This is a genomic window from Mycobacterium tuberculosis complex sp. N0072 (assembly GCF_030323725.1).
Classification (GTDB): Bacteria; Actinomycetota; Actinomycetes; order Mycobacteriales; family Mycobacteriaceae; genus Mycobacterium; species Mycobacterium tuberculosis.
Window position 1 is genome coordinate 577547 of the sequence record NZ_CP040689.1, and the last position, 21037, is coordinate 598583.

A 21037-nucleotide genomic window follows, 5' to 3' on the forward strand; every position below is an offset into this window, starting at 1 on the left:
TGGAACTCGGAGAAGAACGCCCGTGTACTCGACTAACCGCACCTCACAGTCACTCAGCCGCAAGCCCGGCCGCAAGCACCAGCTGCGATCGCACCGTTACGTCATGCCGCCGTCGCTGCACCTGTCCGATTCCGCGGCTGCGTCCGTCTTCCGGGCCGTGCGTTTGCGTGGTCCGGTCGGTCGGGACGTAATTGCTGGATCTACGTCGCTGAGCATCGCGACGGTGAACCGCCAGGTCATCGCACTGCTGGAAGCGGGCCTCCTGCGTGAGCGGGCGGACCTGGCGGTTTCCGGGGCTATCGGGCGCCCACGCGTGCCTGTCGAAGTAAACCACGAGCCTTTTGTCACCCTGGGCATCCACATCGGTGCCCGGACCACCAGCATCGTGGCCACCGACCTGTTCGGCCGCACGCTCGACACGGTGGAGACCCCGACCCCGCGTAACGCTGCCGGGGCCGCGCTGACCTCACTGGCCGACAGCGCTGACCGATACTTGCAGCGCTGGCGCCGGCGCCGTGCGCTGTGGGTCGGGGTGACGCTTGGTGGTGCAGTCGACAGTGCCACCGGTCATGTCGACCATCCGCGGCTCGGTTGGCGTCAGGCTCCGGTCGGACCCGTGCTGGCGGATGCCCTAGGCCTGCCCGTGTCGGTGGCGTCCCACGTCGACGCCATGGCCGGGGCCGAGCTGATGCTCGGCATGCGGCGGTTCGCACCGAGCTCGTCGACGAGCCTCTACGTCTACGCCCGCGAAACCGTAGGCTATGCGCTGATGATCGGTGGGCGGGTGCACTGCCCGGCCAGTGGTCCCGGCACCATCGCGCCCCTGCCCGTCCACTCTGAAATGCTCGGCGGTACCGGGCAGCTGGAGTCCACTGTCAGCGACGAGGCGGTTTTGGCTGCTGCCCGCCGGCTGCGGATCATCCCCGGCATCGCTTCGAGGACCCGGACCGGTGGGTCCGCTACCGCCATCACCGACTTGCTGCGAGTGGCACGAGCCGGTAATCAGCAAGCCAAGGAGCTGCTGGCGGAGCGGGCCCGCGTGCTCGGTGGGGCGGTCGCGCTGCTGCGTGACTTACTCAATCCCGACGAAGTGGTGGTGGGTGGCCAGGCGTTTACCGAATATCCCGAGGCGATGGAGCAGGTGGAGGCGGCGTTTACGGCAGGGTCGGTGCTGGCGCCGCGTGACATCCGCGTGACCGTTTTCGGCAACCGGGTGCAGGAGGCCGGGGCAGGCATCGTGTCCCTAAGCGGGCTCTATGCCGATCCATTGGGTGCCTTGCGGCGATCGGGCGCGCTGGATGCCCGGCTGCAGGACACCGCCCCGGAGGCGCTCGCGTGATCGGCTGACGAGCCGCGTCCGCGCGTGTCACTTCGGTTCCTGCAAGGATGGCAGGTGTGCGGCACGATGACGGTTCAGGGTTGATCGCCCAGCGCCGTCCGGTCCGCGGCGAGGGTGCCACCCGCTCGCGCGGCCCATCCGGGCCATCCAATCGGAATGTTTCGGCAGCAGACGACCCGCGCCGGGTTGCGCTGCTGGCGGTGCACACCTCACCGCTGGCACAGCCGGGCACCGGTGACGCCGGCGGCATGAACGTCTACATGCTGCAAAGTGCGCTGCACCTGGCCCGTCGGGGCATCGAGGTGGAGATCTTCACCCGGGCCACCGCATCGGCAGATCCACCGGTGGTGCGGGTGGCACCCGGGGTGCTGGTGCGCAACGTGGTGGCGGGGCCCTTCGAGGGTTTGGACAAGTACGACCTGCCCACCCAGCTTTGTGCGTTCGCCGCCGGGGTGCTGCGCGCCGAGGCGGTCCACGAACCGGGTTACTACGACATCGTGCACTCGCACTACTGGCTGTCGGGTCAGGTCGGCTGGCTGGCGCGCGACCGCTGGGCGGTGCCGTTGGTGCACACCGCACACACGCTGGCCGCCGTGAAGAACGCGGCACTGGCCGACGGCGACGGACCCGAGCCGCCGCTGCGTACGGTCGGGGAGCAGCAGGTCGTCGACGAGGCGGATCGGTTGATCGTCAACACCGCCGATGAAGCCAGGCAAGTGATTTCGCTTCATGGTGCCGATCCGGCACGAATCGACGTGGTCCATCCCGGTGTCGATCTGGACGTGTTCCGCCCGGGTGATCGGCGCGCGGCCCGGGCCGCGCTAGGACTACCAGTTGACGAGCGCGTGGTGGCCTTCGTCGGACGCATCCAGCCGCTGAAGGCACCCGACATTGTGCTGCGTGCGGCCGCCAAGTTGCCCGGGGTGCGCATCATCGTGGCCGGCGGACCGTCGGGCAGCGGTCTGGCTTCACCGGACGGACTGGTCCGGCTCGCCGACGAACTGGGCATCTCTGCACGGGTGACGTTTCTGCCGCCGCAGTCCCACACGGATCTGGCCACCTTGTTTCGGGCGGCGGACCTGGTTGCGGTGCCGAGCTACTCCGAGTCGTTCGGCCTGGTTGCTGTGGAGGCCCAAGCGTGCGGCACACCGGTGGTGGCCGCGGCGGTGGGCGGGCTGCCCGTCGCGGTGCGCGACGGGATCACCGGCACCCTGGTGTCCGGGCACGAGGTCGGTCAGTGGGCCGACGCCATCGATCACCTGCTGCGGTTGTGTGCCGGGCCACGGGGACGGGTGATGAGCCGGGCGGCGGCACGGCACGCCGCCACGTTCTCGTGGGAGAACACCACCGACGCGCTGTTGGCCAGTTATCGGCGTGCGATCGGCGAGTACAACGCCGAGCGCCAGCGCCGGGGCGGCGAGGTGATATCGGACCTGGTAGCGGTGGGCAAGCCCCGCCACTGGACGCCGCGTCGCGGGGTGGGCGCGTGACTTCCTCCTTGCCGACCGTGCAACGTGTGATCCAGAATGCGCTCGAGGTCAGCCAGCTGAAGTACTCCCAACACCCCCGCCCGGGCGGGGCGCCGCCCGCGCTGATCGTCGAGCTGCCGGGCGAACGCAAGCTCAAGATCAACACCATCCTGAGCGTCGGCGAGCATTCGGTGCGTGTCGAGGCGTTCGTGTGTCGCAAGCCTGACGAGAACCGCGAAGACGTATACCGGTTCCTGCTGCGGCGCAACCGCCGCCTGTATGGGGTCGCGTACACGCTGGACAATGTCGGCGACATCTACCTGGTGGGCCAGATGGCGCTGTCCGCAGTGGACGCCGACGAGGTTGACCGGGTGTTGGGGCAGGTGTTAGAGGTGGTGGATTCGGACTTCAATGCGTTGTTGGAGTTGGGATTTCGGTCGTCGATTCAACGAGAGTGGCAGTGGCGGTTATCTCGCGGTGAGTCGCTGCAGAACCTGCAGGCCTTCGCTCACTTACGCCCGACGACGATGCAGAGCGCGCAGCGCGATGAGAAGGAGTTGGGCGGTTAGGTCGAGCCCGACGACGATGCAGAGCGCGCAGCGCGATGAGAAGGAGTTGGGCGGTTAGGTCGAGCCCGACGACGATGCAGAGCGCGCAGCGCGATGAGAAGGAGTTGGGCGGTTAGGTCGAGCCCGACGACGATGCAGAGCGCGCAGCGCGATGAGAAATAGCACTCGTGGAGGTCAAGACGCCCGCCGGTGATGGGCTGGTGGCGCTCACCCCGTTCCGGACTCAGAAATTCGCGATCACAATTTGCGCGTTCAAGTCATTGGCATGCATGTGATGGTTTAGCGTTCCGCTGTGCCTCTTCAGGTGTTTGTCGGCTTCGTTGCCATGATGACGCTCAAGGTCGCGATCGGCCCGCAAAACGCATTTGTCCTGCGCCAAGGAATTAGGCGAGAATACGTGCTGGTCATTGTGGCGCTGTGCGGGATCGCTGATGGGGCACTGATTGCCGCGGGCGTTGGCGGCTTCGCTGCGCTGATTCACGCTCATCCCAATATGACTTTGGTTGCCCGATTTGGCGGCGCAGCGTTCTTGATTGGCTACGCGCTATTGGCCGCGCGGAACGCGTGGCGCCCGAGCGGGCTGGTGCCGTCGGAATCGGGGCCGGCTGCGCTGATCGGCGTGGTGCAAATGTGCCTGGTGGTGACCTTTCTCAACCCACACGTCTATCTGGACACTGTGGTGTTGATCGGTGCCCTCGCCAATGAGGAATCAGATCTGCGGTGGTTTTTCGGAGCCGGTGCCTGGGCCGCCAGCGTCGTATGGTTCGCCGTGTTGGGATTTAGCGCGGGCCGGCTACAGCCATTCTTCGCAACTCCAGCTGCTTGGCGCATTCTTGATGCGCTGGTTGCCGTGACGATGATTGGGGTCGCCGTCGTTGTGCTCGTCACGTCACCAAGTGTGCCGACGGCCAATGTCGCACTGATCATTTGACCACCTCGTAGGCCGCCCATGTATCGGCCTTGGTGAACCGGCCGTTACGGTGCCGACCACCTCGGCGGTATGAACGCGCTGCGCAGCGGACCGAGGAGAATTCGGGCATTTTGGTCCACGATGAGGAGTGCGGGAGTGCGTGAGAGACTTGCCGGTATGGCAAACACTGGCAGCCTGGTGTTGCTGCGCCACGGCGAGAGCGACTGGAATGCCCTCAACCTGTTCACCGGCTGGGTCGATGTCGGCCTGACGGACAAGGGCCAGGCAGAGGCGGTTCGAAGCGGCGAGCTGATCGCGGAACACGACCTATTGCCCGACGTGCTCTACACCTCGTTGCTGCGGCGCGCGATCACCACCGCGCATCTGGCGTTGGACAGCGCCGATCGGCTCTGGATTCCCGTGCGGCGTAGCTGGCGGCTCAACGAACGCCACTACGGCGCGCTGCAGGGTTTGGACAAGGCCGAGACCAAGGCCCGCTATGGCGAAGAGCAGTTCATGGCCTGGCGGCGCAGCTATGACACGCCGCCGCCGCCGATCGAGCGGGGCAGTCAGTTCAGCCAGGACGCCGACCCTCGTTACGCCGACATCGGCGGTGGCCCGCTCACCGAATGTCTGGCTGACGTGGTCGCCCGGTTTTTGCCATATTTCACCGACGTCATCGTTGGCGACTTGCGGGTCGGCAAGACGGTGCTGATCGTTGCCCACGGCAACTCGTTGCGCGCGCTGGTCAAGCACCTGGACCAGATGTCTGACGACGAAATCGTCGGACTGAACATCCCGACCGGAATTCCGCTGCGCTACGACCTGGATTCCGCGATGAGGCCGCTGGTGCGCGGTGGTACGTATCTGGACCCGGAGGCGGCAGCCGCCGGCGCCGCCGCGGTGGCCGGCCAGGGCCGCGGGTAATTGTTTGAGATCCCACCTGCCGGCGGTTTCGGCGGCTGATGGTGTGCTTTGGTGCGCTGTTTGCCAAACAGCATGTGAACGGTAACCGAACAGCTGTGGCGTAGTGTGTGACTTGTCCGATTTTGGCCTTGCCGCGCTAGGGCGACGTTCACCGGATTTGTAGGATTTTCCTTGTGACTGTGTTCTCGGCGCTGTTGCTGGCCGGGGTTTTGTCCGCGCTGGCACTGGCCGTCGGTGGTGCTGTTGGAATGCGGCTGACGTCGCGGGTCGTCGAACAGCGCCAACGGGTGGCCACGGAGTGGTCGGGAATCACGGTTTCGCAGATGTTGCAATGCATTGTCACGCTGATGCCGCTGGGCGCCGCGGTGGTGGACACCCATCGCGACGTTGTCTACCTCAACGAACGGGCCAAAGAGCTAGGTCTGGTGCGCGACCGCCAGCTCGATGATCAGGCCTGGCGGGCCGCCCGGCAGGCGCTGGGTGGTGAAGACGTCGAGTTCGACCTGTCGCCGCGCAAGCGGTCGGCCACGGGTCGATCCGGGCTATCAGTGCATGGGCATGCCCGGTTGCTGAGCGAGGAAGACCGCCGGTTCGCCGTGGTGTTCGTGCACGACCAGTCGGATTATGCGCGGATGGAGGCGGCTAGGCGTGACTTCGTGGCCAACGTCAGTCACGAGCTCAAGACGCCCGTCGGTGCCATGGCTCTACTCGCCGAGGCGCTGCTGGCGTCGGCCGACGACTCCGAAACCGTTCGGCGGTTCGCCGAGAAGGTGCTCATTGAGGCCAACCGGCTCGGTGACATGGTCGCCGAGTTGATCGAGCTATCCCGGCTACAGGGCGCCGAGCGGCTACCCAATATGACCGACGTCGACGTCGATACGATTGTGTCGGAAGCGATTTCACGCCATAAGGTGGCGGCCGACAACGCCGACATCGAAGTCCGCACCGACGCGCCCAGCAATCTGCGGGTGCTGGGCGACCAAACTCTGCTGGTTACCGCACTGGCAAACCTGGTTTCCAATGCGATTGCCTATTCGCCGCGCGGGTCGCTGGTGTCGATCAGCCGTCGCTGTCGCGGTGCCAACATCGAGATCGCCGTCACCGACCGGGGCATCGGCATCGCGCCGGAAGACCAGGAGCGGGTCTTCGAACGGTTCTTCAGGGGGGACAAGGCGCGCTCGCGTGCCACCGGAGGCAGCGGACTCGGGTTGGCCATCGTCAAACACGTCGCGGCTAATCACGACGGCACCATCCGCGTGTGGAGCAAACCGGGAACCGGGTCAACGTTCACCTTGGCTCTTCCGGCGTTGATCGAGGCCTATCACGACGACGAGCGACCCGAGCAGGCGCGAGAGCCCGAACTGCGGTCAAACAGGTCACAACGAGAGGAAGAGCTGAGCCGATGACCTGCGCCGACGACGATGCAGAGCGTAGCGATGAGGTGGGGGCACCACCCGCTTGCGGGGGAGAGTGGCGCTGATGACCTGCGCCGACGACGATGCAGAGCGTAGCGATGAGGTGGGGGCACCACCCGCTTGCGGGGGAGAGTGGCGCTGATGACCTGCGCCGACGACGATGCAGAGCGTAGCGATGAGGTGGGGGCACCACCCGCTTGCGGGGGAGAGTGGCGCTGATGACCTGCGCCGACGACGATGCAGAGCGTAGCGATGAGGTGGGGGCACCACCCGCTTGCGGGGGAGAGTGGCGCTGATGACCTGCGCCGACGACGATGCAGAGCGTAGCGATGAGGTGGGGGCACCACCCGCTTGCGGGGGAGAGTGGCGCTGATGACCTGCGCCGACGACGATGCAGAGCGTAGCGATGAGGAGGAGTGGCGCTGATGACCAGTGTGTTGATTGTGGAGGACGAGGAGTCGCTGGCCGATCCGCTGGCGTTTCTGCTGCGCAAGGAGGGCTTTGAGGCCACGGTGGTGACCGATGGTCCGGCAGCTCTCGCCGAGTTCGACCGGGCCGGCGCCGACATCGTCCTGCTCGATCTGATGCTGCCTGGGATGTCGGGTACCGATGTATGCAAGCAGTTGCGCGCTCGGTCCAGCGTTCCGGTGATCATGGTGACCGCCCGGGATAGCGAGATCGACAAGGTGGTCGGCCTGGAGCTGGGCGCTGACGACTACGTGACCAAGCCCTATTCGGCACGCGAGTTGATCGCACGCATCCGCGCGGTGCTGCGCCGTGGCGGCGACGACGACTCGGAGATGAGCGATGGCGTGCTGGAGTCCGGGCCGGTTCGCATGGATGTGGAGCGCCATGTCGTCTCGGTGAACGGTGACACCATCACGCTGCCGCTCAAGGAGTTCGACCTGCTGGAATACCTGATGCGCAACAGCGGGCGGGTGTTGACTCGCGGACAACTGATCGACCGGGTCTGGGGTGCGGACTACGTGGGCGACACCAAGACGCTCGACGTCCATGTCAAGCGGCTGCGCTCCAAGATCGAAGCCGACCCGGCTAACCCGGTTCACTTGGTGACGGTGCGCGGGCTGGGCTACAAACTCGAGGGCTAGCGGACGCCGACAACCTTGGCGACTGTCTGGTCGGCTACGGCCAGTGCCATCGCCATGATGGACAGCTGCGGGTTCACTTCCGGGCAGCTGGGCAGGATCGAGGCGTCGGCAACCCACACGCCCTCGACGCCGCGCAGCCGGCCCGTCGCGTCGACCGGACAAAGCTGCTCGTCGGCGCCGGCGGCCGCGGTGCCCGTCGGATGGAAGGCGGCCAGGTGCAGGCTTCTGGGGTTGGCTCGGCGCAGCACATCCTGCAGCTCGGGCAGGGACCGCATCGGTGGGGCGCCGGGGATACCGGTCAGCACCTCCACCGCGCCGGCGGCAAAGAGCAGCCGGCCAATGGCCTGCAGCGCGACCCGTAGCTTGGCGATCTCACCTGGAGCTATGTCATAGCGCACCACCGTCTCGCCGCGCACCGACCGCACCGTGCCGACGCCCCGATCGGCCACCATCGCCCCGAATGTTGCGATCTGCGGCGCCCGGTCGAGCCAGCGGAGCAGCTCGGCCCCGTAGCCGGGGAAGACCATCGACCCCATGCCCGGCGGTGTGGAGGTGGCCTCGATCAGCACGCCGTCGGATTCGTGAAACTCGTGAACCGCCGCGCTCTGCAGCACCCCGCGCCACGCGAAGACGTCGTCGTCGAAGAGCCCGGCCAGCATAGTTGCCGGGTGCAGCGCAAGGTTGTGGCCCAGTCGCGGGTGCCCACCAAGACCGCTGCGCCGCAACAGTCCTGGCGTCTCCGTCGCACCGGCGGCGACGACGACCGCGTCGGCCAGCACGTCGAGTGTGGTGCCGTCGGGCCGGCGGGCTCGCACGCCATAGGCCCGCCCGGCGCGGTGCAGGATCCGTTCGACCCGCGCCCAGGAGATGATCCGCGCGCCGGCCGCGCAGGCTTGCGGCAGGGCGTTGAGGTGCACGCCGAACTTGGCGTTGCTGGGGCAGCCGATCGCGCACTGGCAACAGCCACGGCACCCCGGCGCATTGCGCGGGATGGGCGCCGCCCGCCAGCCCAGCGACTTGGCGGCCTGCAGCAACAGGCGCCCGTTGCGGCCCATGATCTCCAGCGGCACCGGCGCAACCCGCAGTGTTTGCTCCGCATCGTCAAGACGACGTCCCAGCTGGTCGGGGTCGGCCAGGCCGAGACCGAACTCGTCACGCCAGCGCCGCTGCACGGCAAGTGAAGGCCGAAAGCAGGTGCCGGAGTTGACGACGGTGGTGCCGCCCACCGCCCGGCCCATCGGCAGCACCACCGCCGGTCGCCCGAGCGCGACGGTGGCCCCGGCGCCACGGTACAACCCGGCATAACGGTCGACCGGGTGGGTGCTACGGAACTCCTCGACCGTCCAGCGCCGTCCCTCTTCGAGCACGACCACGTCAAGGCCGGCCCGGGCCAGCGTGCGCGCGACCATCGCGCCGCCCGCCCCGGAGCCGACGACCACCGCATCGGCCCTGGTGACGGATGGGCTGTCCGCCGACAAGATGACGGTCAACTCCGCGTCGGGGCGCGCCGCGTCATGTTCCTGGGCGCGGGCGAGCAATTCGTGCGCGTAGGTGTCGGCGCCGTTGGCCAACAGCACGATCGCCTTCAACCCCTCCACGGCCGCAGCGACTTCCGGGCTCAGTGCGGCGATCCGGTGCAGCACCCGTGCCCGCTCGTCCGGGTGCAGTCGCGGTAGCGACCGGCCGGTGGTGAGGTAGCTGGCCGCCGCCAGTGAAGCCAGCCCGGCGCGCACCGCGAATCGTGAGGTCGCCGGCAGTCGTGTGACGTAGCGGTCAACGCGCTGCACGAATTGAGCCGGCAACGGGCCGCCGAGCTCCGGCGGCAGCAGCGCGGCGCCGAACGAGGCCAACGGATAGGACTTAGCCCGATCGGCGAGCCGGCTCATATCCGGCGCCCGAGCCGGCGGCCGAGCTTTATGAAGAACGGATACGTTGCGAAGATGGCAGCGGCCATCGCGTGCAGCGGCCACTCCGCGCGGGCCACATCCACGCTGAAAACCCCGCTGTTCCACATGAAATCGCGGCCGTTCTGTGCGCGAAATGGCCGCCACAGCATCCCGAGCCCGGGTACGTTGTGGTACAGCCCGAACGAAGCGCCGAAGAAGACGCCCAGGGCGGCGGCCTCGGCGGCATCGCGGCGGTCCACGGGCAGGCGTCGCTCGATGAGCACTCCGCAGACAAACAGCAGCGGCGGGTCGAGCAGGAAACTCATGCTGGCGTCCCTTCCTTGATAGCCGGTGCCGCGGTTCCCCGCAGGCCGACTTCGGCGTGTCCGGTGCCCAGCACCGACCAGTGCCGGCCGCCGAGCTCGATGTGGATGTCGGCCTGCTCGGTGTTGGTGCACACCGCCTTGGCCCCGTCGGGATCGGTGTATCCCAGGCTTACGCACCGCTCCGGCGGCTGGTCTACCCGGATTAGCGCCTCCCGGCCGCCGATGCGTCCTTCCAGTTGCCAGTGCCGCACGCCGAGCGTTGTCCGCATTCGCAGCGACGGTAAAGGACTTGCGGGCCAATCCTTTCCGTCGATGCGGAAGCGAACGAACGCTAGCGGCGCGAGCCTGCGTAGGCCCGGCTTGTGTGATACCGCGGTCACCACCTCTAGGACGTCGCCGTCGCCGAGATCGGCATGGATCCATCCCCACCGCTTGGCATTGCCATGTCCGTAGATGTGGGCCACACCGCCGCGCCAGCTGTCGACGCGGTGGGTGGTTTCGCCGACGGCCAAGGAGCCAGCGAAGACGGCGGTGGGTGCGATCACCACTTGGGCGCCGGGCAGCAACTCGCGCTCCCAGGCCACGCGAGGAAACGTCCACAGTGGCGCCGCGGTGTCCTTCCAGGACAGCTCCCATGCGAGTGATCGGGTACGTCCGGTCAGCTCCGCTGGCGCCATTCGTACACCGGCGATGTCGAACCAGGCGGGGCCGGCCGCGGGTTGGGCGGGCTGGGGGCCGAAGCGCTCGGTGCCCGGCGGGGCATCCGGTGGAAACCAGGTCACCCAGCCGTGCGCGTAGGGCCCGCCTGTCGTCGGGGCCACCGTCTCACAGTGCACCCATAGGCCGGTACGCGTCAGTGGATCCGACAGAGTCGCATACCAGACTTCCAGGCGCCCGGCTGCACCGCGCCACCGCGGCAAGGCCGCCGACCGCGTTTCATCGTCCACTGCGGCACCTCCTGCTGGCTGAGTTGTCGATTCGCCCACTATATTGGTTGAGCCAATGAACCAGTCAAGTGTCTTTCAGCCGCCGGATCGGCAGCGGGTGGATGAGCGGATCGCGACGACGATCGCCGACGCCATCCTCGACGGCGTCTTCCCGCCGGGCTCGACCCTGCCGCCCGAGCGAGACCTGGCAGAGCGGCTCGGTGTCAACCGCACCTCGCTACGCCAGGGTCTGGCGCGACTGCAACAGATGGGCCTGATCGAGGTGCGGCACGGCAGCGGCAGTGTGGTCCGTGACCCCGAGGGGCTCACCCATCCCGCGGTGGTCGAGGCGCTGGTGCGCAAACTGGGCCCCGACTTCCTCGTCGAGTTGCTGGAGATCCGCGCGGCGTTAGGCCCGTTGATTGGCCGCCTGGCGGCCGCCCGGAGCACGCCCGAGGATGCCGAGGCGTTGTGTGCGGCGCTGGAAGTGGTGCAACAGGCGGACACGGCCGCGGCGCGGCAGGCAGCCGATCTTGCCTACTTCCGGGTGCTCATCCACAGCACTCGCAACCGCGCATTGGGGTTGCTCTACCGCTGGGTGGAGCACGCCTTCGGCGGCCGCGAGCATGCGCTCACCGGGGCCTACGACGACGCGGACCCAGTGTTGACCGACCTGCGGGCGATCAACGGGGCGGTGCTGGCCGGTGACCCGGCGGCCGCTGCCGCGACCGTCGAGGCGTATCTGAACGCCAGTGCGCTGCGCATGGTCAAGTCCTACCGCGACCGCGCTTAGCTACTGGGCCGCACGCGTCGCCGGATGTACGGCGATGAGCCCTAATTGACTGCGGCGCTTGCACATTGCTGCGAGTTCCCCATAGGCCTTCTCCCCGAGTAATTCGGTGAGTTCGTCGGCAAGGCTCTGCCACACCTGCTTGGTTCCGACATGGGCGGCCGGATCGCCGGTGCAATACCAGTGCAGGTCAGCACCACCCGAGCCCCAACCGCGGCGGTCATATTCGGTGAGGGTGGTCTTGAGGATTTCGGTGCCGTCGGGGCGGGTCACCCATTCCTGGCTGCGCCGGATCGGCAACTGCCAGCAGACATCGGGTTTCATCGTCAACGGCGGCACGCCCAGCTTGAGGGCTTTGCTGTGCAGCGCGCAGCCGGCGCCACCGGCGAACCCGGGCCGGTTCAAGAAGATACACGCGCCCTTGTGTTTGCGGGTGCGGTGCTGGGGTTGGCCGTCGTGCTCGTCGAGTTCCAGGTAGCCCTTGCGGCGCAGGCCCTTTGCCCGGAACTGCCAGTCGTCGTCGGTCAGCTTGTGCACCGCGTCGGCCAACCGGGTGCGGTCGTCGTCGTCGGACAGGAACGCACCGTGCGAACAACAGCCGTCGTTTGGCCGGCCCGCGACGGTGCCCTGGCAGGCGGGTGTGCCGAATACACACGCCCAGCGCGACAGCAACCAGGTAAGGTCGGCCGCGATCAGGTGCTCGGGATTGTCCGGGTCGTAGAACTCCACCCACTCACGGGCGAAGTCCAACTCGACTTCTTGCCCCGGGTGCACCGGTCTCCGTCGCGAATTTGCCACGGATTCAACGTTAGACCACGAAGCCCGCCGCGGGATTCCGCCATAGCCCAGCACGGCCGGCACATGCCACCGGGCGCCTTGCGCGGGTCGCCACACGCCCGTATCTTCGCCCGGCTAGTTTGTTTTCGTGCGATTGGGCGTGCTGGACGTGGGTAGCAACACGGTCCATCTGCTGGTGGTCGATGCCCACCGCGGCGGCCACCCGACCCCGATGAGCTCGACGAAGGCCACGCTGCGGCTGGCCGAGGCCACCGACAGCTCGGGCAAGATCACCAAGCGCGGAGCCGACAAGCTGATTTCCACCATCGACGAATTCGCCAAGATTGCCATCAGCTCGGGCTGTGCCGAGCTGATGGCCTTCGCCACGTCGGCGGTCCGCGACGCCGAGAATTCCGAGGACGTCCTGTCCCGGGTGCGCAAAGAGACCGGTGTCGAGTTGCAGGCGCTGCGTGGGGAGGACGAGTCACGGCTGACCTTCCTGGCCGTGCGACGATGGTACGGGTGGAGCGCTGGGCGCATCCTCAACCTCGACATCGGCGGCGGCTCGCTGGAAGTGTCCAGTGGCGTGGACGAGGAGCCCGAGATTGCGTTATCGCTGCCCCTGGGCGCCGGACGGTTGACCCGAGAGTGGCTGCCCGACGATCCGCCGGGCCGGCGCCGGGTGGCGATGCTGCGAGACTGGCTGGATGCCGAGCTGGCCGAGCCCAGTGTGACCGTCCTGGAAGCCGGCAGCCCCGACCTGGCGGTCGCAACGTCGAAGACGTTTCGCTCGTTGGCGCGACTAACCGGTGCGGCCCCATCCATGGCCGGGCCGCGGGTGAAGAGGACCCTAACGGCAAATGGTCTGCGGCAACTCATCGCGTTTATCTCTAGGATGACGGCGGTTGACCGTGCAGAACTGGAAGGGGTAAGCGCCGACCGAGCGCCGCAGATTGTGGCCGGCGCCCTGGTGGCAGAGGCGAGCATGCGAGCACTGTCGATAGAAGCGGTGGAAATCTGCCCGTGGGCGCTGCGGGAAGGTCTCATCTTGCGCAAACTCGACAGCGAAGCCGACGGAACCGCCCTCATCGAGTCTTCGTCTGTGCACACTTCGGTGCGTGCCGTCGGAGGTCAGCCAGCTGATCGGAACGCGGCCAACCGATCGAGAGGCAGCAAACCATGACGGGACCACACCCCGAAACAGAGAGCTCCGGTAACCGGCAGATCTCGGTGGCCGAGTTGCTGGCCAGGCAAGGGGTCACCGGCGCCCCGGCCCGACGGCGCCGGCGGCGACGCGGCGATAGTGACGCCATCACGGTCGCCGAGCTGACCGGTGAGATTCCGATCATTCGTGACGACCATCACCACGCCGGCCCGGACGCGCACGCGAGCCAGTCTCCGGCGGCTAACGGGCGAGTCCAGGTTGGCGAAGCTGCCCCACAGTCGCCGGCGGAACCAGTCGCCGAGCAGGTTGCCGAAGAGCCAACGAGAACCGTGTACTGGTCGCAACCCGAGCCGCGCTGGCCCAAGTCCCCCCCGCAGGACCGGCGCGAGTCCGGGCCCGAGCTTAGCGAGTACCCGCGGCCACTGCGCCACACGCATAGCGACAGAGCACCCGCGGGGCCGCCGTCCGGTGCCGAACACATGAGTCCGGATCCGGTCGAGCACTACCCCGATCTCTGGGTGGATGTCCTGGACACCGAGGTGGGCGAAGCGGAAGCCGAGACCGAGGTGCGCGAAGCGCAACCTGGGCGCGGCGAGCGCCACGCCGCAGCGGCGGCGGCCGGCACCGACGTCGAGGGTGATGGTGCGGCCGAGGCGCGGGTTGCCCGTCGTGCCCTGGACGTGGTCCCGACGCTGTGGCGCGGCGCGTTGGTCGTGCTGCAGTCGATCCTGGCCGTTGCCTTCGGTGCCGGGTTGTTCATCGCCTTCGACCAGTTGTGGCGCTGGAACAGCATAGTGGCGCTAGTGCTATCGGTGATGGTCATCCTTGGCCTAGTGGTCTCGGTGCGGGCAGTCCGCAAGACCGAAGACATCGCCAGTACGTTGATCGCGGTTGCGGTGGGGGCGCTGATTACCCTGGGACCGCTGGCCTTGTTGCAATCGGGCTAGCCGCCACCACACACAGTGCGCCCAGCAATCAAAGTCGGCTTGTCGACGGCCTCGGTGTACCCGTTGCGGGCCGAGGCCGCGTTCGAGTACGCCGACAGGCTTGGCTACGACGGGGTCGAGCTGATGGTCTGGGGTGAATCGGTCAGTCAGGACATCGATGCCGTCCGGAAGCTGTCGCGCCGCTACCGCGTGCCGGTGTTGTCGGTGCACGCTCCGTGCCTACTCATCTCGCAGCGGGTGTGGGGCGCCAATCCGATCCTCAAGTTGGACCGCAGTGTGCGGGCCGCCGAACAACTGGGCGCGCAAACGGTCGTCGTGCATCCGCCTTTCCGCTGGCAACGACGCTACGCCGAAGGGTTCAGCGATCAGGTTGCCGCCCTAGAAGCGGCCAGCACCGTGATGGTGGCCGTTGAAAACATGTTTCCCTTCCGAGCGGACCGGTTTTTCGGGGCCGGCCAGTCCCGGGAACGGATGCGTAAGCGGGGTGGTGGCCCAGGTCCGGCGATCTCGGCGTTCGCGCCGTCCTACGACCCGCTGGACGGCAACCACGCGCATTACACGCTGGACCTCTCGCACACCGCGACTGCGGGCACCGACTCGCTGGATATGGCGCGGCGGATGGGCCCAGGGCTGGTGCACCTGCACCTGTGTGACGGCAGCGGCCTGCCCGCCGACGAGCACCTGGTGCCCGGCCGCGGTACCCAGCCGACCGCCGAGGTGTGCCAGATGCTGGCCGGCAGCGGCTTCGTCGGCCACGTCGTGTTGGAGGTGTCCACCTCAAGCGCGCGTTCGGCCAATGAACGCGAATCCATGCTGGCCGAGTCGTTGCAGTTCGCCCGCACTCACCTGCTGCGTTGATATGCCGGGAACACTATGAACGCGTTGTTCACCACGGCGATGGCGCTGCGCCCGCTTGACTCCGATCCCGGCAATCCGGCGTGCCGGGTTTTTGAAGGCGAGCTGAACGAGCACTGGACCATCGGGCCCAAGGTGCACGGCGGTGCGATGGTGGCGCTGTGTGCCAATGCCGCCCGCACCGCTTACGGCGCGGCCGGACAGCAGCCCATGCGGCAACCGGTCGCAGTGTCGGCGAGCTTTCTGTGGGCGCCGGATCCGGGGACGATGCGGTTGGTGACGTCGATCCGCAAGCGTGGTCGCCGGATTAGCGTGGCCGATGTCGAGCTCACCCAGGGTGGCCGCACAGCGGTGCACGCCGTGGTCACCCTGGGTGAGCCGGAGCATTTTCTCCCCGGCGTTGATGGGAGCGGCGGGGCCAGTGGAACCGCGCCGCTGCTGTCGGCGAATCCGGTGGTGGAGCTGATGGCACCGGAACCGCCCGAGGGAGTCGTGCCGATCGGTCCCGGCCATCAGCTGGCCGGGCTGGTGCACTTAGGCGAAGGCTGCGATGTCCGGCCGGTGTTGTCGACGTTGCGGTCCGCGACCGATGGGCGGCCACCGGTGATTCAGCTGTGGGCGCGTCCACGCGGCGTTGCTCCGGACGCGCTGTTCGCTCTGTTGTGCGGGGACTTGTCGGCCCCGGTGACCTTCGCGGTGGACCGCACCGGCTGGGCGCCTACAGTTGCGCTCACCGCCTATCTTCGGGCCCTGCCCGCCGACGGCTGGCTGCGAGTGCTCTGCACCTGCGTCGAAATCGGGCAGGACTGGTTTGACGAGGACCACATCGTCGTCGACCGGTTGGGCCGCATCGTGGTGCAGACGCGCCAACTGGCGATGGTGCCTGCCCAGTAGCACGGATCGGCCGAGCTGTCTGCGATGCTTTTCGGCATGGCAAGGATCGCGATTATCGGCGGCGGCAGCATCGGTGAGGCATTGCTGTCGGGTCTGCTGCGGGCGGGCCGGCAGGTCAAAGACCTGGTAGTGGCCGAGCGGATGCCCGATCGCGCCAACTACCTGGCGCAGACCTATTCGGTGTTGGTGACGTCGGCGGCCGACGCGGTGGAGAACGCGACGTTCGTCGTCGTCGCGGTCAAACCAGCCGACGTCGAGCCGGTGATCGCGGATCTGGCGAACGCGACTGCGGCGGCCGAAAACGACAGTGCTGAGCAGGTGTTCGTCACCGTGGTAGCGGGCATCACGATCGCGTATTTCGAATCCAAGCTACCGGCCGGGACGCCAGTGGTGCGTGCGATGCCGAACGCGGCGGCATTGGTGGGAGCGGGGGTTACAGCGCTGGCCAAAGGCCGCTTTGTCACCCCGCAACAGCTTGAGGAGGTCTCGGCCTTGTTCGACGCGGTCGGCGGCGTGCTGACCGTTCCGGAATCGCAGTTGGACGCGGTGACCGCGGTGTCCGGCTCGGGTCCGGCCTATTTCTTTCTGCTGGTCGAGGCCCTGGTGGATGCCGGAGTCGGGGTGGGCTTGAGCCGTCAGGTGGCCACCGATCTCGCCGCGCAGACAATGGCTGGCTCAGCGGCGATGCTGCTGGAGCGGATGGACCAAGACCAGGGTGGCGCCAATGGCGAGCTGATGGGGCTGCGCGTGGACCTTACCGCATCACGGCTGCGCGCCGCGGTTACCTCGCCGGGCGGTACGACCGCCGCTGCGCTGCGGGAACTCGAACGCGGCGGGTTTCGGATGGCTGTCGACGCGGCGGTTCAAGCCGCCAAAAGCCGCTCTGAGCAGCTCAGAATTACACCGGAATGATTCACGAATTTTGAACTGATTATCCCTCACCAGTACCAGTAACCCCACTAGTCCCGCTATTCTCCTCTTTGTAAGCGCGTGTGGGTGCCAGCGGAGGGGAAGCCGCTGGGACTGCGCGTGCCTGACACGATTGGGTTGCGATGACGTCTACGAACGGGCCATCGGCGCGGGATACCGGTTTTGTTGAGGGCCAGCAGGCCAAGACACAACTTCTCACCGTGGCCGAAGTGGCGGCCCTGATGCGGGTGTCCAAGATGACGGTGTACCGGCTGGTGCACAATGGCGAACTGCCCGCGGTTCGGGTCGGGCGGTCATTCCGGGTGCATGCCAAGGCCGTCCACGACATGTTGGAGACTTCGTACTTCGACGCGGGCTAGTTGCCGGCCGCACGCGGCCGGAGTCCGCCTGACCGATCTGGCAATGCTCGGGCGCTGCCGGTTTGGTGTTCCGTGCGACCGCCCGGGTAGAGTGTCCGGGTCAGATAGCCGTATAGATGGCGGGGTCATGGGTTCAGTAATCAAGAAGCGGCGCAAGCGCATGTCCAAGAAAAAGCATCGCAAGCTGCTGCGTCGCACCCGGGTGCAGCGCAGGAAACTGGGCAAATAGGTTGCGAGCAGACCCCGCCAGCTCGACCGTCACGCGCTTGTAACGCCGCCGTTTCGCCTGGCCGTTAGGCTGTCGGAGTGAGTTCGTCGAACGGGCGCGGTGGCGCCGGAGGAGTCGGCGGCAGCAGTGAGCACCCGCAGTACCCCAAAGTTGTGCTGGTGACCGGTGCTTGCCGTTTCCTAGGCGGCTACCTGACCGCACGGCTTGCCCAGAACCCGCTGATCAACCGGGTCATCGCGGTGGACGCGATCGCGCCGAGCAAGGACATGCTGCGCCGGATGGGCCGAGCCGAATTTGTTCGCGCTGATATCCGAAACCCATTCATCGCCAAGGTGATTCGCAATGGCGAGGTGGACACGGTGGTGCACGCCGCGGCGGCCTCGTATGCACCGCGGTCCGGCGGCAGTGCGGCATTGAAGGAACTTAACGTGATGGGCGCGATGCAACTGTTCGCCGCCTGCCAAAAGGCGCCCTCGGTCCGCCGGGTCGTGCTGAAGTCGACCTCTGAGGTTTACGGATCGAGCCCACACGATCCGGTGATGTTCACCGAGGACAGCAGCAGTCGACGTCCTTTCAGCCAAGGTTTCCCTAAGGACAGTCTCGATATCGAGGGCTACGTGCGCGCGCTGGGCCGACGCCGCCCCGATATTGCAGTGACTATCCTGCGGCTGGCCAACATGATCGGCCCGGCGATGGACACCACGCTTTCACGATATCTGGCCGGGCCGCTGGTCCCGACGATCTTCGGCCGTGATGCGCGACTGCAGTTGCTGCACGAGCAGGATGCGCTGGGTGCGTTGGAGCGCGCGGCGATGGCCGGCAAGGCCGGAACGTTCAACATCGGAGCCGACGGCATCCTCATGCTGTCGCAGGCGATCCGGCGGGCCGGGCGAATTCCGGTGCCGGTGCCAGGGTTTGGGGTATGGGCTCTGGATTCGCTGAGGCGAGCGAATCACTACACCGAGCTGAATCGTGAGCAATTCGCTTACCTGAGTTATGGCCGGGTTATGGACACCACCAGAATGCGCGTCGAACTGGGTTACCAGCCGAAGTGGACGACCGTCGAGGCGTTCGATGACTATTTTCGCGGCCGCGGCCTGACTCCCATTATTGACCCACATCGGGTACGCTCCTGGGAGGGTCGCGCCGTAGGTTTAGCGCAGCGCTGGGGTAGCCGAAATCCAATTCCATGGAGCGGACTCAGATAGGTTTGGATGGGTAACGTGGCGGGCGAAACCAGAGCGAATGTCATTCCACTGCACACAAATCGGAGCCGGGTAGCGGCGCGCAGGCGTGCCGGTCAACGGGCAGAGTCCCGGCAGCATCCGTCGTTGCTGTCCGATCCAAATGACCGGGCGTCGGCCGAGCAGATCGCCGCCGTTGTCCGGGAAATCGACGAACACCGGCGCGCTGCGGGTGCCACGACCTCGTCCACCGAGGCCACGCCCAACGACCTTGCGCAACTCGTCGCCGCGGTTGCTGGATTTCTCCGACAGCGCCTGACCGGTGACTACAGCGTCGACGAATTCGGGTTCGACCCGCACTTCAACAGCGCCATCGTACGACCCTTGCTGCGATTCTTCTTCAAGTCATGGTTTCGGGTCGAAGTCAGTGGTGTCGAGAACATCCCGCGCGATGGTGCGGCGCTGGTGGTGGCCAATCACGCAGGTGTGTTGCCGTTTGACGGGTTGATGTTGTCGGTGGCCGTCCACGACGAGCACCCGGCGCATCGGGATCTGCGGCTGCTTGCCGCCGACATGGTGTTCGACCTCCCCGTGATCGGCGAAGCCGCCCGCAAGGCGGGTCATACCATGGCGTGTACGACGGATGCGCACCGGTTGCTTGCCTCCGGCGAACTCACCGCGGTGTTCCCCGAGGGATACAAGGGGCTGGGTAAGCGTTTCGAGGACCGTTACCGGTTACAGCGGTTTGGTCGCGGCGGCTTCGTATCGGCCGCGCTACGGACCAAGGCGCCGATTGTGCCGTGTTCGATCATCGGCTCCGAAGAGATCTACCCCATGCTGACCGATGTCAAGCTGCTGGCTCGGCTGTTCGGCCTGCCGTACTTCCCGATTACGCCGTTGTTCCCGTTGGCTGGACCGGTCGGGCTAGTGCCGTTGCCCTCGAAATGGCGCATCGCGTTCGGTGAGCCGATCTGCACCGCCGACTACGCCTCCACCGACGCCGACGACCCGATGGTGACGTTCGAGTTGACCGATCAGGTGCGCGAGACGATCCAGCAGACGCTATACCGACTGCTTGCCGGCCGTCGCAACATCTTTTTCGGCTGACCCTTATTTGACCAGAGTGAACTGGCAGACGTCCGTGTACTTGTCGCGGAACAGGTCTGAGCAGCCACGTAGGTAGTGCATGTAGATGTCGTACGTCTCCTGGCCCTTGAGGGCGATCGCCTCATCTTTGTGCGCCTGTAGCGCATCCGCCCAGGCGTTCAGGGTCGGCACGTAGTTGGCCCCGATCCGGTGGTAGCGCTCGACCTTCCATCCGGCGTTGGAGGAGTAATAGTCCACCTGCGAGATCCTGGGCAGCCGCCCGCCCGGGAAGATCTCGGTCAGGATGAACTTGATGAAGCGCAGCAGGCTCATCGGAGACGTCAAGCCCAGCTCCTGGGCTTCCTCTTTGTCCGGGATAGTGATGGTGTGCAGCAGCATCCGGCCGTCGTCGGGCGTCAAATTGTAGAACTTCTTGAAGAAGGTGTCGTAGCGCTCGAACCCGGCGTCCCCGGCACCGTCGGCGAAATGCTCAAACGCACCGAGTGACACGATGCGGTCGACCGGCTCGTCGAACTCCTCCCAGCCCTGGATTCGCACCTCTTTTCGGCGGGGGCTGTCGACCTCATCGAACATCGCCTTGTCGTGGGCGTACTGGTTTTCGCTCAGGGTCAAGCCGATGACGTTGACGTCGTACTCGGCGACCGCGTGTCGCATGGTGGAACCCCAGCCGCAGCCGATGTCGAGCAGCGTCATGCCGGGCTCAAGGTTCAGCTTGTCCAGTGCCAGCTTGCGCTTCGCGTACTGCGCCTCTTCCAGCGTCATATCGGGACGTTCGAAGTAGGCGCAGCTGTACGTCATCGATGGGTCAAGCCAGAGCTTGAAGAACTCGTTCGATTTGTCGTAGTGGGATCGAACTGCTTCGACCGGCGGCTTGAGCTGCGTGCCGCTTGTCGTGTCGCCCTGTGACGTCATTGAACGGACCCT

The 21037-nt window shown here is 66.5% G+C and carries 22 protein-coding genes; 17 read left to right on the top strand and 5 right to left on the bottom strand.

The genetic code is table 11. The annotated features are described in order from the left end of the window. Positions 1-22: 22 nt before the first annotated feature. The 7 genes from FF952_RS02555 (at position 23) to regX (ending at position 7738) form a co-directional block, all read left to right on the top strand. Positions 23-1339 (top strand): transcriptional regulator, encoded by a 1317-nt coding sequence (locus tag FF952_RS02555; protein ID WP_003402361.1) that lies wholly within the window; start codon positions 23-25, stop codon positions 1337-1339. A gap of 47 nt (positions 1340-1386) precedes the next feature. After that, positions 1387-2829, top strand: coding sequence for a D-inositol-3-phosphate glycosyltransferase (gene mshA / locus FF952_RS02560; RefSeq protein ID WP_003904412.1), 1443 nt, complete (start codon positions 1387-1389; stop codon positions 2827-2829). Then, entirely contained in the window at positions 2826-3377 is a 552-nt protein-coding gene (locus tag FF952_RS02565; protein ID WP_003402370.1) for a type III secretion system chaperone family protein, read from the top strand. The genes mshA and FF952_RS02565 overlap by 4 nt, the downstream gene beginning before the upstream one ends. A gap of 325 nt (positions 3378-3702) precedes the next feature. Further along, on the top strand, positions 3703-4308 hold the full coding sequence (gene lysE / locus FF952_RS02570; RefSeq protein WP_003402377.1) for an L-lysine exporter: 606 nt from the start codon (positions 3703-3705) through the stop codon (positions 4306-4308). Positions 4309-4464: 156 nt separating this feature from the next. Next, the gene (locus FF952_RS02575) at positions 4465-5214 is read left to right on the top strand and encodes a phosphoglyceromutase (protein WP_003402379.1); all 750 of its coding nucleotides are present in this window, start codon (positions 4465-4467) and stop codon (positions 5212-5214) included. Positions 5215-5387: 173 nt separating this feature from the next. Beyond that, positions 5388-6620, top strand: a complete 1233-nt coding sequence (gene senX3 / locus FF952_RS02580) for a two-component system sensor histidine kinase SenX3 (RefSeq protein ID WP_003904413.1) — start codon at positions 5388-5390, stop codon at positions 6618-6620. A 434-nt stretch (positions 6621-7054) separates the two neighbouring features. Next, the gene (gene regX / locus FF952_RS02585; RefSeq protein WP_003402393.1) at positions 7055-7738 is read left to right on the top strand and encodes a two-component sensory transduction protein RegX; all 684 of its coding nucleotides are present in this window, start codon (positions 7055-7057) and stop codon (positions 7736-7738) included. Here regX and FF952_RS02590 read toward each other — a convergent pair. Genes FF952_RS02590 through FF952_RS02600 form a run of 3 tightly spaced genes read right to left on the bottom strand, consistent with a single transcriptional unit; the run spans position 7735 to position 10897 of the window. Continuing rightward, complete coding sequence (locus FF952_RS02590) at positions 7735-9624, bottom strand: GMC family oxidoreductase (protein ID WP_003908534.1); 1890 nt, start codon at positions 9622-9624, stop codon at positions 7735-7737. The genes regX and FF952_RS02590 overlap by 4 nt on opposite strands. Next, the gene (locus FF952_RS02595; protein ID WP_003402400.1) at positions 9621-9950 is read right to left on the bottom strand and encodes a hypothetical protein; all 330 of its coding nucleotides are present in this window, start codon (positions 9948-9950) and stop codon (positions 9621-9623) included. Before FF952_RS02595 ends, FF952_RS02590 begins: the two co-directional genes overlap by 4 nt. Further along, positions 9947-10897, bottom strand: coding sequence for a tocopherol cyclase family protein (locus FF952_RS02600; RefSeq protein ID WP_003918084.1), 951 nt, complete (start codon positions 10895-10897; stop codon positions 9947-9949). Before FF952_RS02600 ends, FF952_RS02595 begins: the two co-directional genes overlap by 4 nt. A gap of 55 nt (positions 10898-10952) precedes the next feature. Here FF952_RS02600 and FF952_RS02605 point away from each other — a divergent pair, with 55 nt between their 5' ends. Beyond that, complete coding sequence (locus tag FF952_RS02605) at positions 10953-11669, top strand: FadR/GntR family transcriptional regulator (protein ID WP_003898483.1); 717 nt, start codon at positions 10953-10955, stop codon at positions 11667-11669. On the opposite strand, the gene FF952_RS02610 is transcribed toward FF952_RS02605, so the two are convergent. Next, positions 11670-12464, bottom strand: a complete 795-nt coding sequence (locus tag FF952_RS02610) for a DUF3109 family protein (RefSeq protein WP_023637344.1) — start codon at positions 12462-12464, stop codon at positions 11670-11672. A 127-nt stretch (positions 12465-12591) separates the two neighbouring features. On the opposite strand from FF952_RS02610, the gene ppx1 reads away from it, so the two are divergent. The 9 genes from ppx1 (at position 12592) to FF952_RS02655 (ending at position 20113) form a co-directional block, all read left to right on the top strand. Further along, the gene (ppx1, locus tag FF952_RS02615; RefSeq protein WP_003402419.1) at positions 12592-13626 is read left to right on the top strand and encodes an exopolyphosphatase Ppx1; all 1035 of its coding nucleotides are present in this window, start codon (positions 12592-12594) and stop codon (positions 13624-13626) included. Then, positions 13623-14555 (top strand): Rv0497 family membrane protein, encoded by a 933-nt coding sequence (locus FF952_RS02620; protein WP_003402426.1) that lies wholly within the window; start codon positions 13623-13625, stop codon positions 14553-14555. The genes ppx1 and FF952_RS02620 overlap by 4 nt, the downstream gene beginning before the upstream one ends. Before the next feature lie 15 nt (positions 14556-14570). Further along, on the top strand, positions 14571-15413 hold the full coding sequence (locus FF952_RS02625; RefSeq protein WP_003402432.1) for a sugar phosphate isomerase/epimerase family protein: 843 nt from the start codon (positions 14571-14573) through the stop codon (positions 15411-15413). 15 nt (positions 15414-15428) lie between these two features. After that, positions 15429-16304, top strand: a complete 876-nt coding sequence (locus FF952_RS02630) for a thioesterase family protein (protein ID WP_003402433.1) — start codon at positions 15429-15431, stop codon at positions 16302-16304. A 36-nt stretch (positions 16305-16340) separates the two neighbouring features. After that, positions 16341-17216, top strand: coding sequence for a pyrroline-5-carboxylate reductase (proC, locus tag FF952_RS02635; RefSeq protein WP_171355219.1), 876 nt, complete (start codon positions 16341-16343; stop codon positions 17214-17216). A 140-nt stretch (positions 17217-17356) separates the two neighbouring features. Continuing rightward, positions 17357-17593, top strand: a complete 237-nt coding sequence (locus FF952_RS02640; RefSeq protein WP_003402437.1) for a cell division/environmental response transcriptional regulator — start codon at positions 17357-17359, stop codon at positions 17591-17593. A gap of 127 nt (positions 17594-17720) precedes the next feature. Beyond that, positions 17721-17822, top strand: a complete 102-nt coding sequence (locus FF952_RS02645) for a 30S ribosomal protein bS22 (protein WP_003402602.1) — start codon at positions 17721-17723, stop codon at positions 17820-17822. Positions 17823-17899: 77 nt separating this feature from the next. Continuing rightward, on the top strand, positions 17900-19030 hold the full coding sequence (locus FF952_RS02650) for an SDR family oxidoreductase (protein ID WP_003402607.1): 1131 nt from the start codon (positions 17900-17902) through the stop codon (positions 19028-19030). Positions 19031-19036: 6 nt separating this feature from the next. Continuing rightward, the gene (locus FF952_RS02655; protein WP_003898486.1) at positions 19037-20113 is read left to right on the top strand and encodes a lysophospholipid acyltransferase family protein; all 1077 of its coding nucleotides are present in this window, start codon (positions 19037-19039) and stop codon (positions 20111-20113) included. A 3-nt stretch (positions 20114-20116) separates the two neighbouring features. On the opposite strand, the gene cmaA2 is transcribed toward FF952_RS02655, so the two are convergent. Continuing rightward, positions 20117-21025 carry a cyclopropane mycolic acid synthase CmaA2 gene (cmaA2, locus tag FF952_RS02660; RefSeq protein ID WP_003402621.1) on the bottom strand — a complete coding sequence of 303 codons (909 nt, stop codon included), beginning with the start codon at positions 21023-21025 and terminating at the stop codon, positions 20117-20119. Between the last annotated feature and the right edge of the window lie 12 nt (positions 21026-21037).

Bases quoted from the DNA above. Each gene is read 5' to 3' on its own strand.
- mshA (WP_003904412.1), top strand. From the start codon at position 1,387: ATGGCAGGTGTGCGGCACGATGACGGTTCAGGGTTGATCGCCCAGCGC.
- lysE (WP_003402377.1), top strand. From the start codon at position 3,703: ATGATGACGCTCAAGGTCGCGATCGGCCCGCAAAACGCATTTGTCCTG.
- FF952_RS02575 (WP_003402379.1), top strand. From the start codon at position 4,465: ATGGCAAACACTGGCAGCCTGGTGTTGCTGCGCCACGGCGAGAGCGAC.
- regX (WP_003402393.1), top strand. From the start codon at position 7,055: ATGACCAGTGTGTTGATTGTGGAGGACGAGGAGTCGCTGGCCGATCCG.
- FF952_RS02590 (WP_003908534.1), bottom strand. From the start codon at position 9,624: ATGAGCCGGCTCGCCGATCGGGCTAAGTCCTATCCGTTGGCCTCGTTC.
- FF952_RS02595 (WP_003402400.1), bottom strand. From the start codon at position 9,950: ATGAGTTTCCTGCTCGACCCGCCGCTGCTGTTTGTCTGCGGAGTGCTC.
- FF952_RS02605 (WP_003898483.1), top strand. From the start codon at position 10,953: ATGAACCAGTCAAGTGTCTTTCAGCCGCCGGATCGGCAGCGGGTGGAT.
- FF952_RS02620 (WP_003402426.1), top strand. From the start codon at position 13,623: ATGACGGGACCACACCCCGAAACAGAGAGCTCCGGTAACCGGCAGATC.
- FF952_RS02630 (WP_003402433.1), top strand. From the start codon at position 15,429: ATGAACGCGTTGTTCACCACGGCGATGGCGCTGCGCCCGCTTGACTCC.
- proC (WP_171355219.1), top strand. From the start codon at position 16,341: ATGGCAAGGATCGCGATTATCGGCGGCGGCAGCATCGGTGAGGCATTG.
- FF952_RS02640 (WP_003402437.1), top strand. From the start codon at position 17,357: ATGACGTCTACGAACGGGCCATCGGCGCGGGATACCGGTTTTGTTGAG.
- FF952_RS02645 (WP_003402602.1), top strand. From the start codon at position 17,721: ATGGGTTCAGTAATCAAGAAGCGGCGCAAGCGCATGTCCAAGAAAAAG.
- FF952_RS02655 (WP_003898486.1), top strand. From the start codon at position 19,037: ATGGGTAACGTGGCGGGCGAAACCAGAGCGAATGTCATTCCACTGCAC.
- cmaA2 (WP_003402621.1), bottom strand. From the start codon at position 21,025: ATGACGTCACAGGGCGACACGACAAGCGGCACGCAGCTCAAGCCGCCG.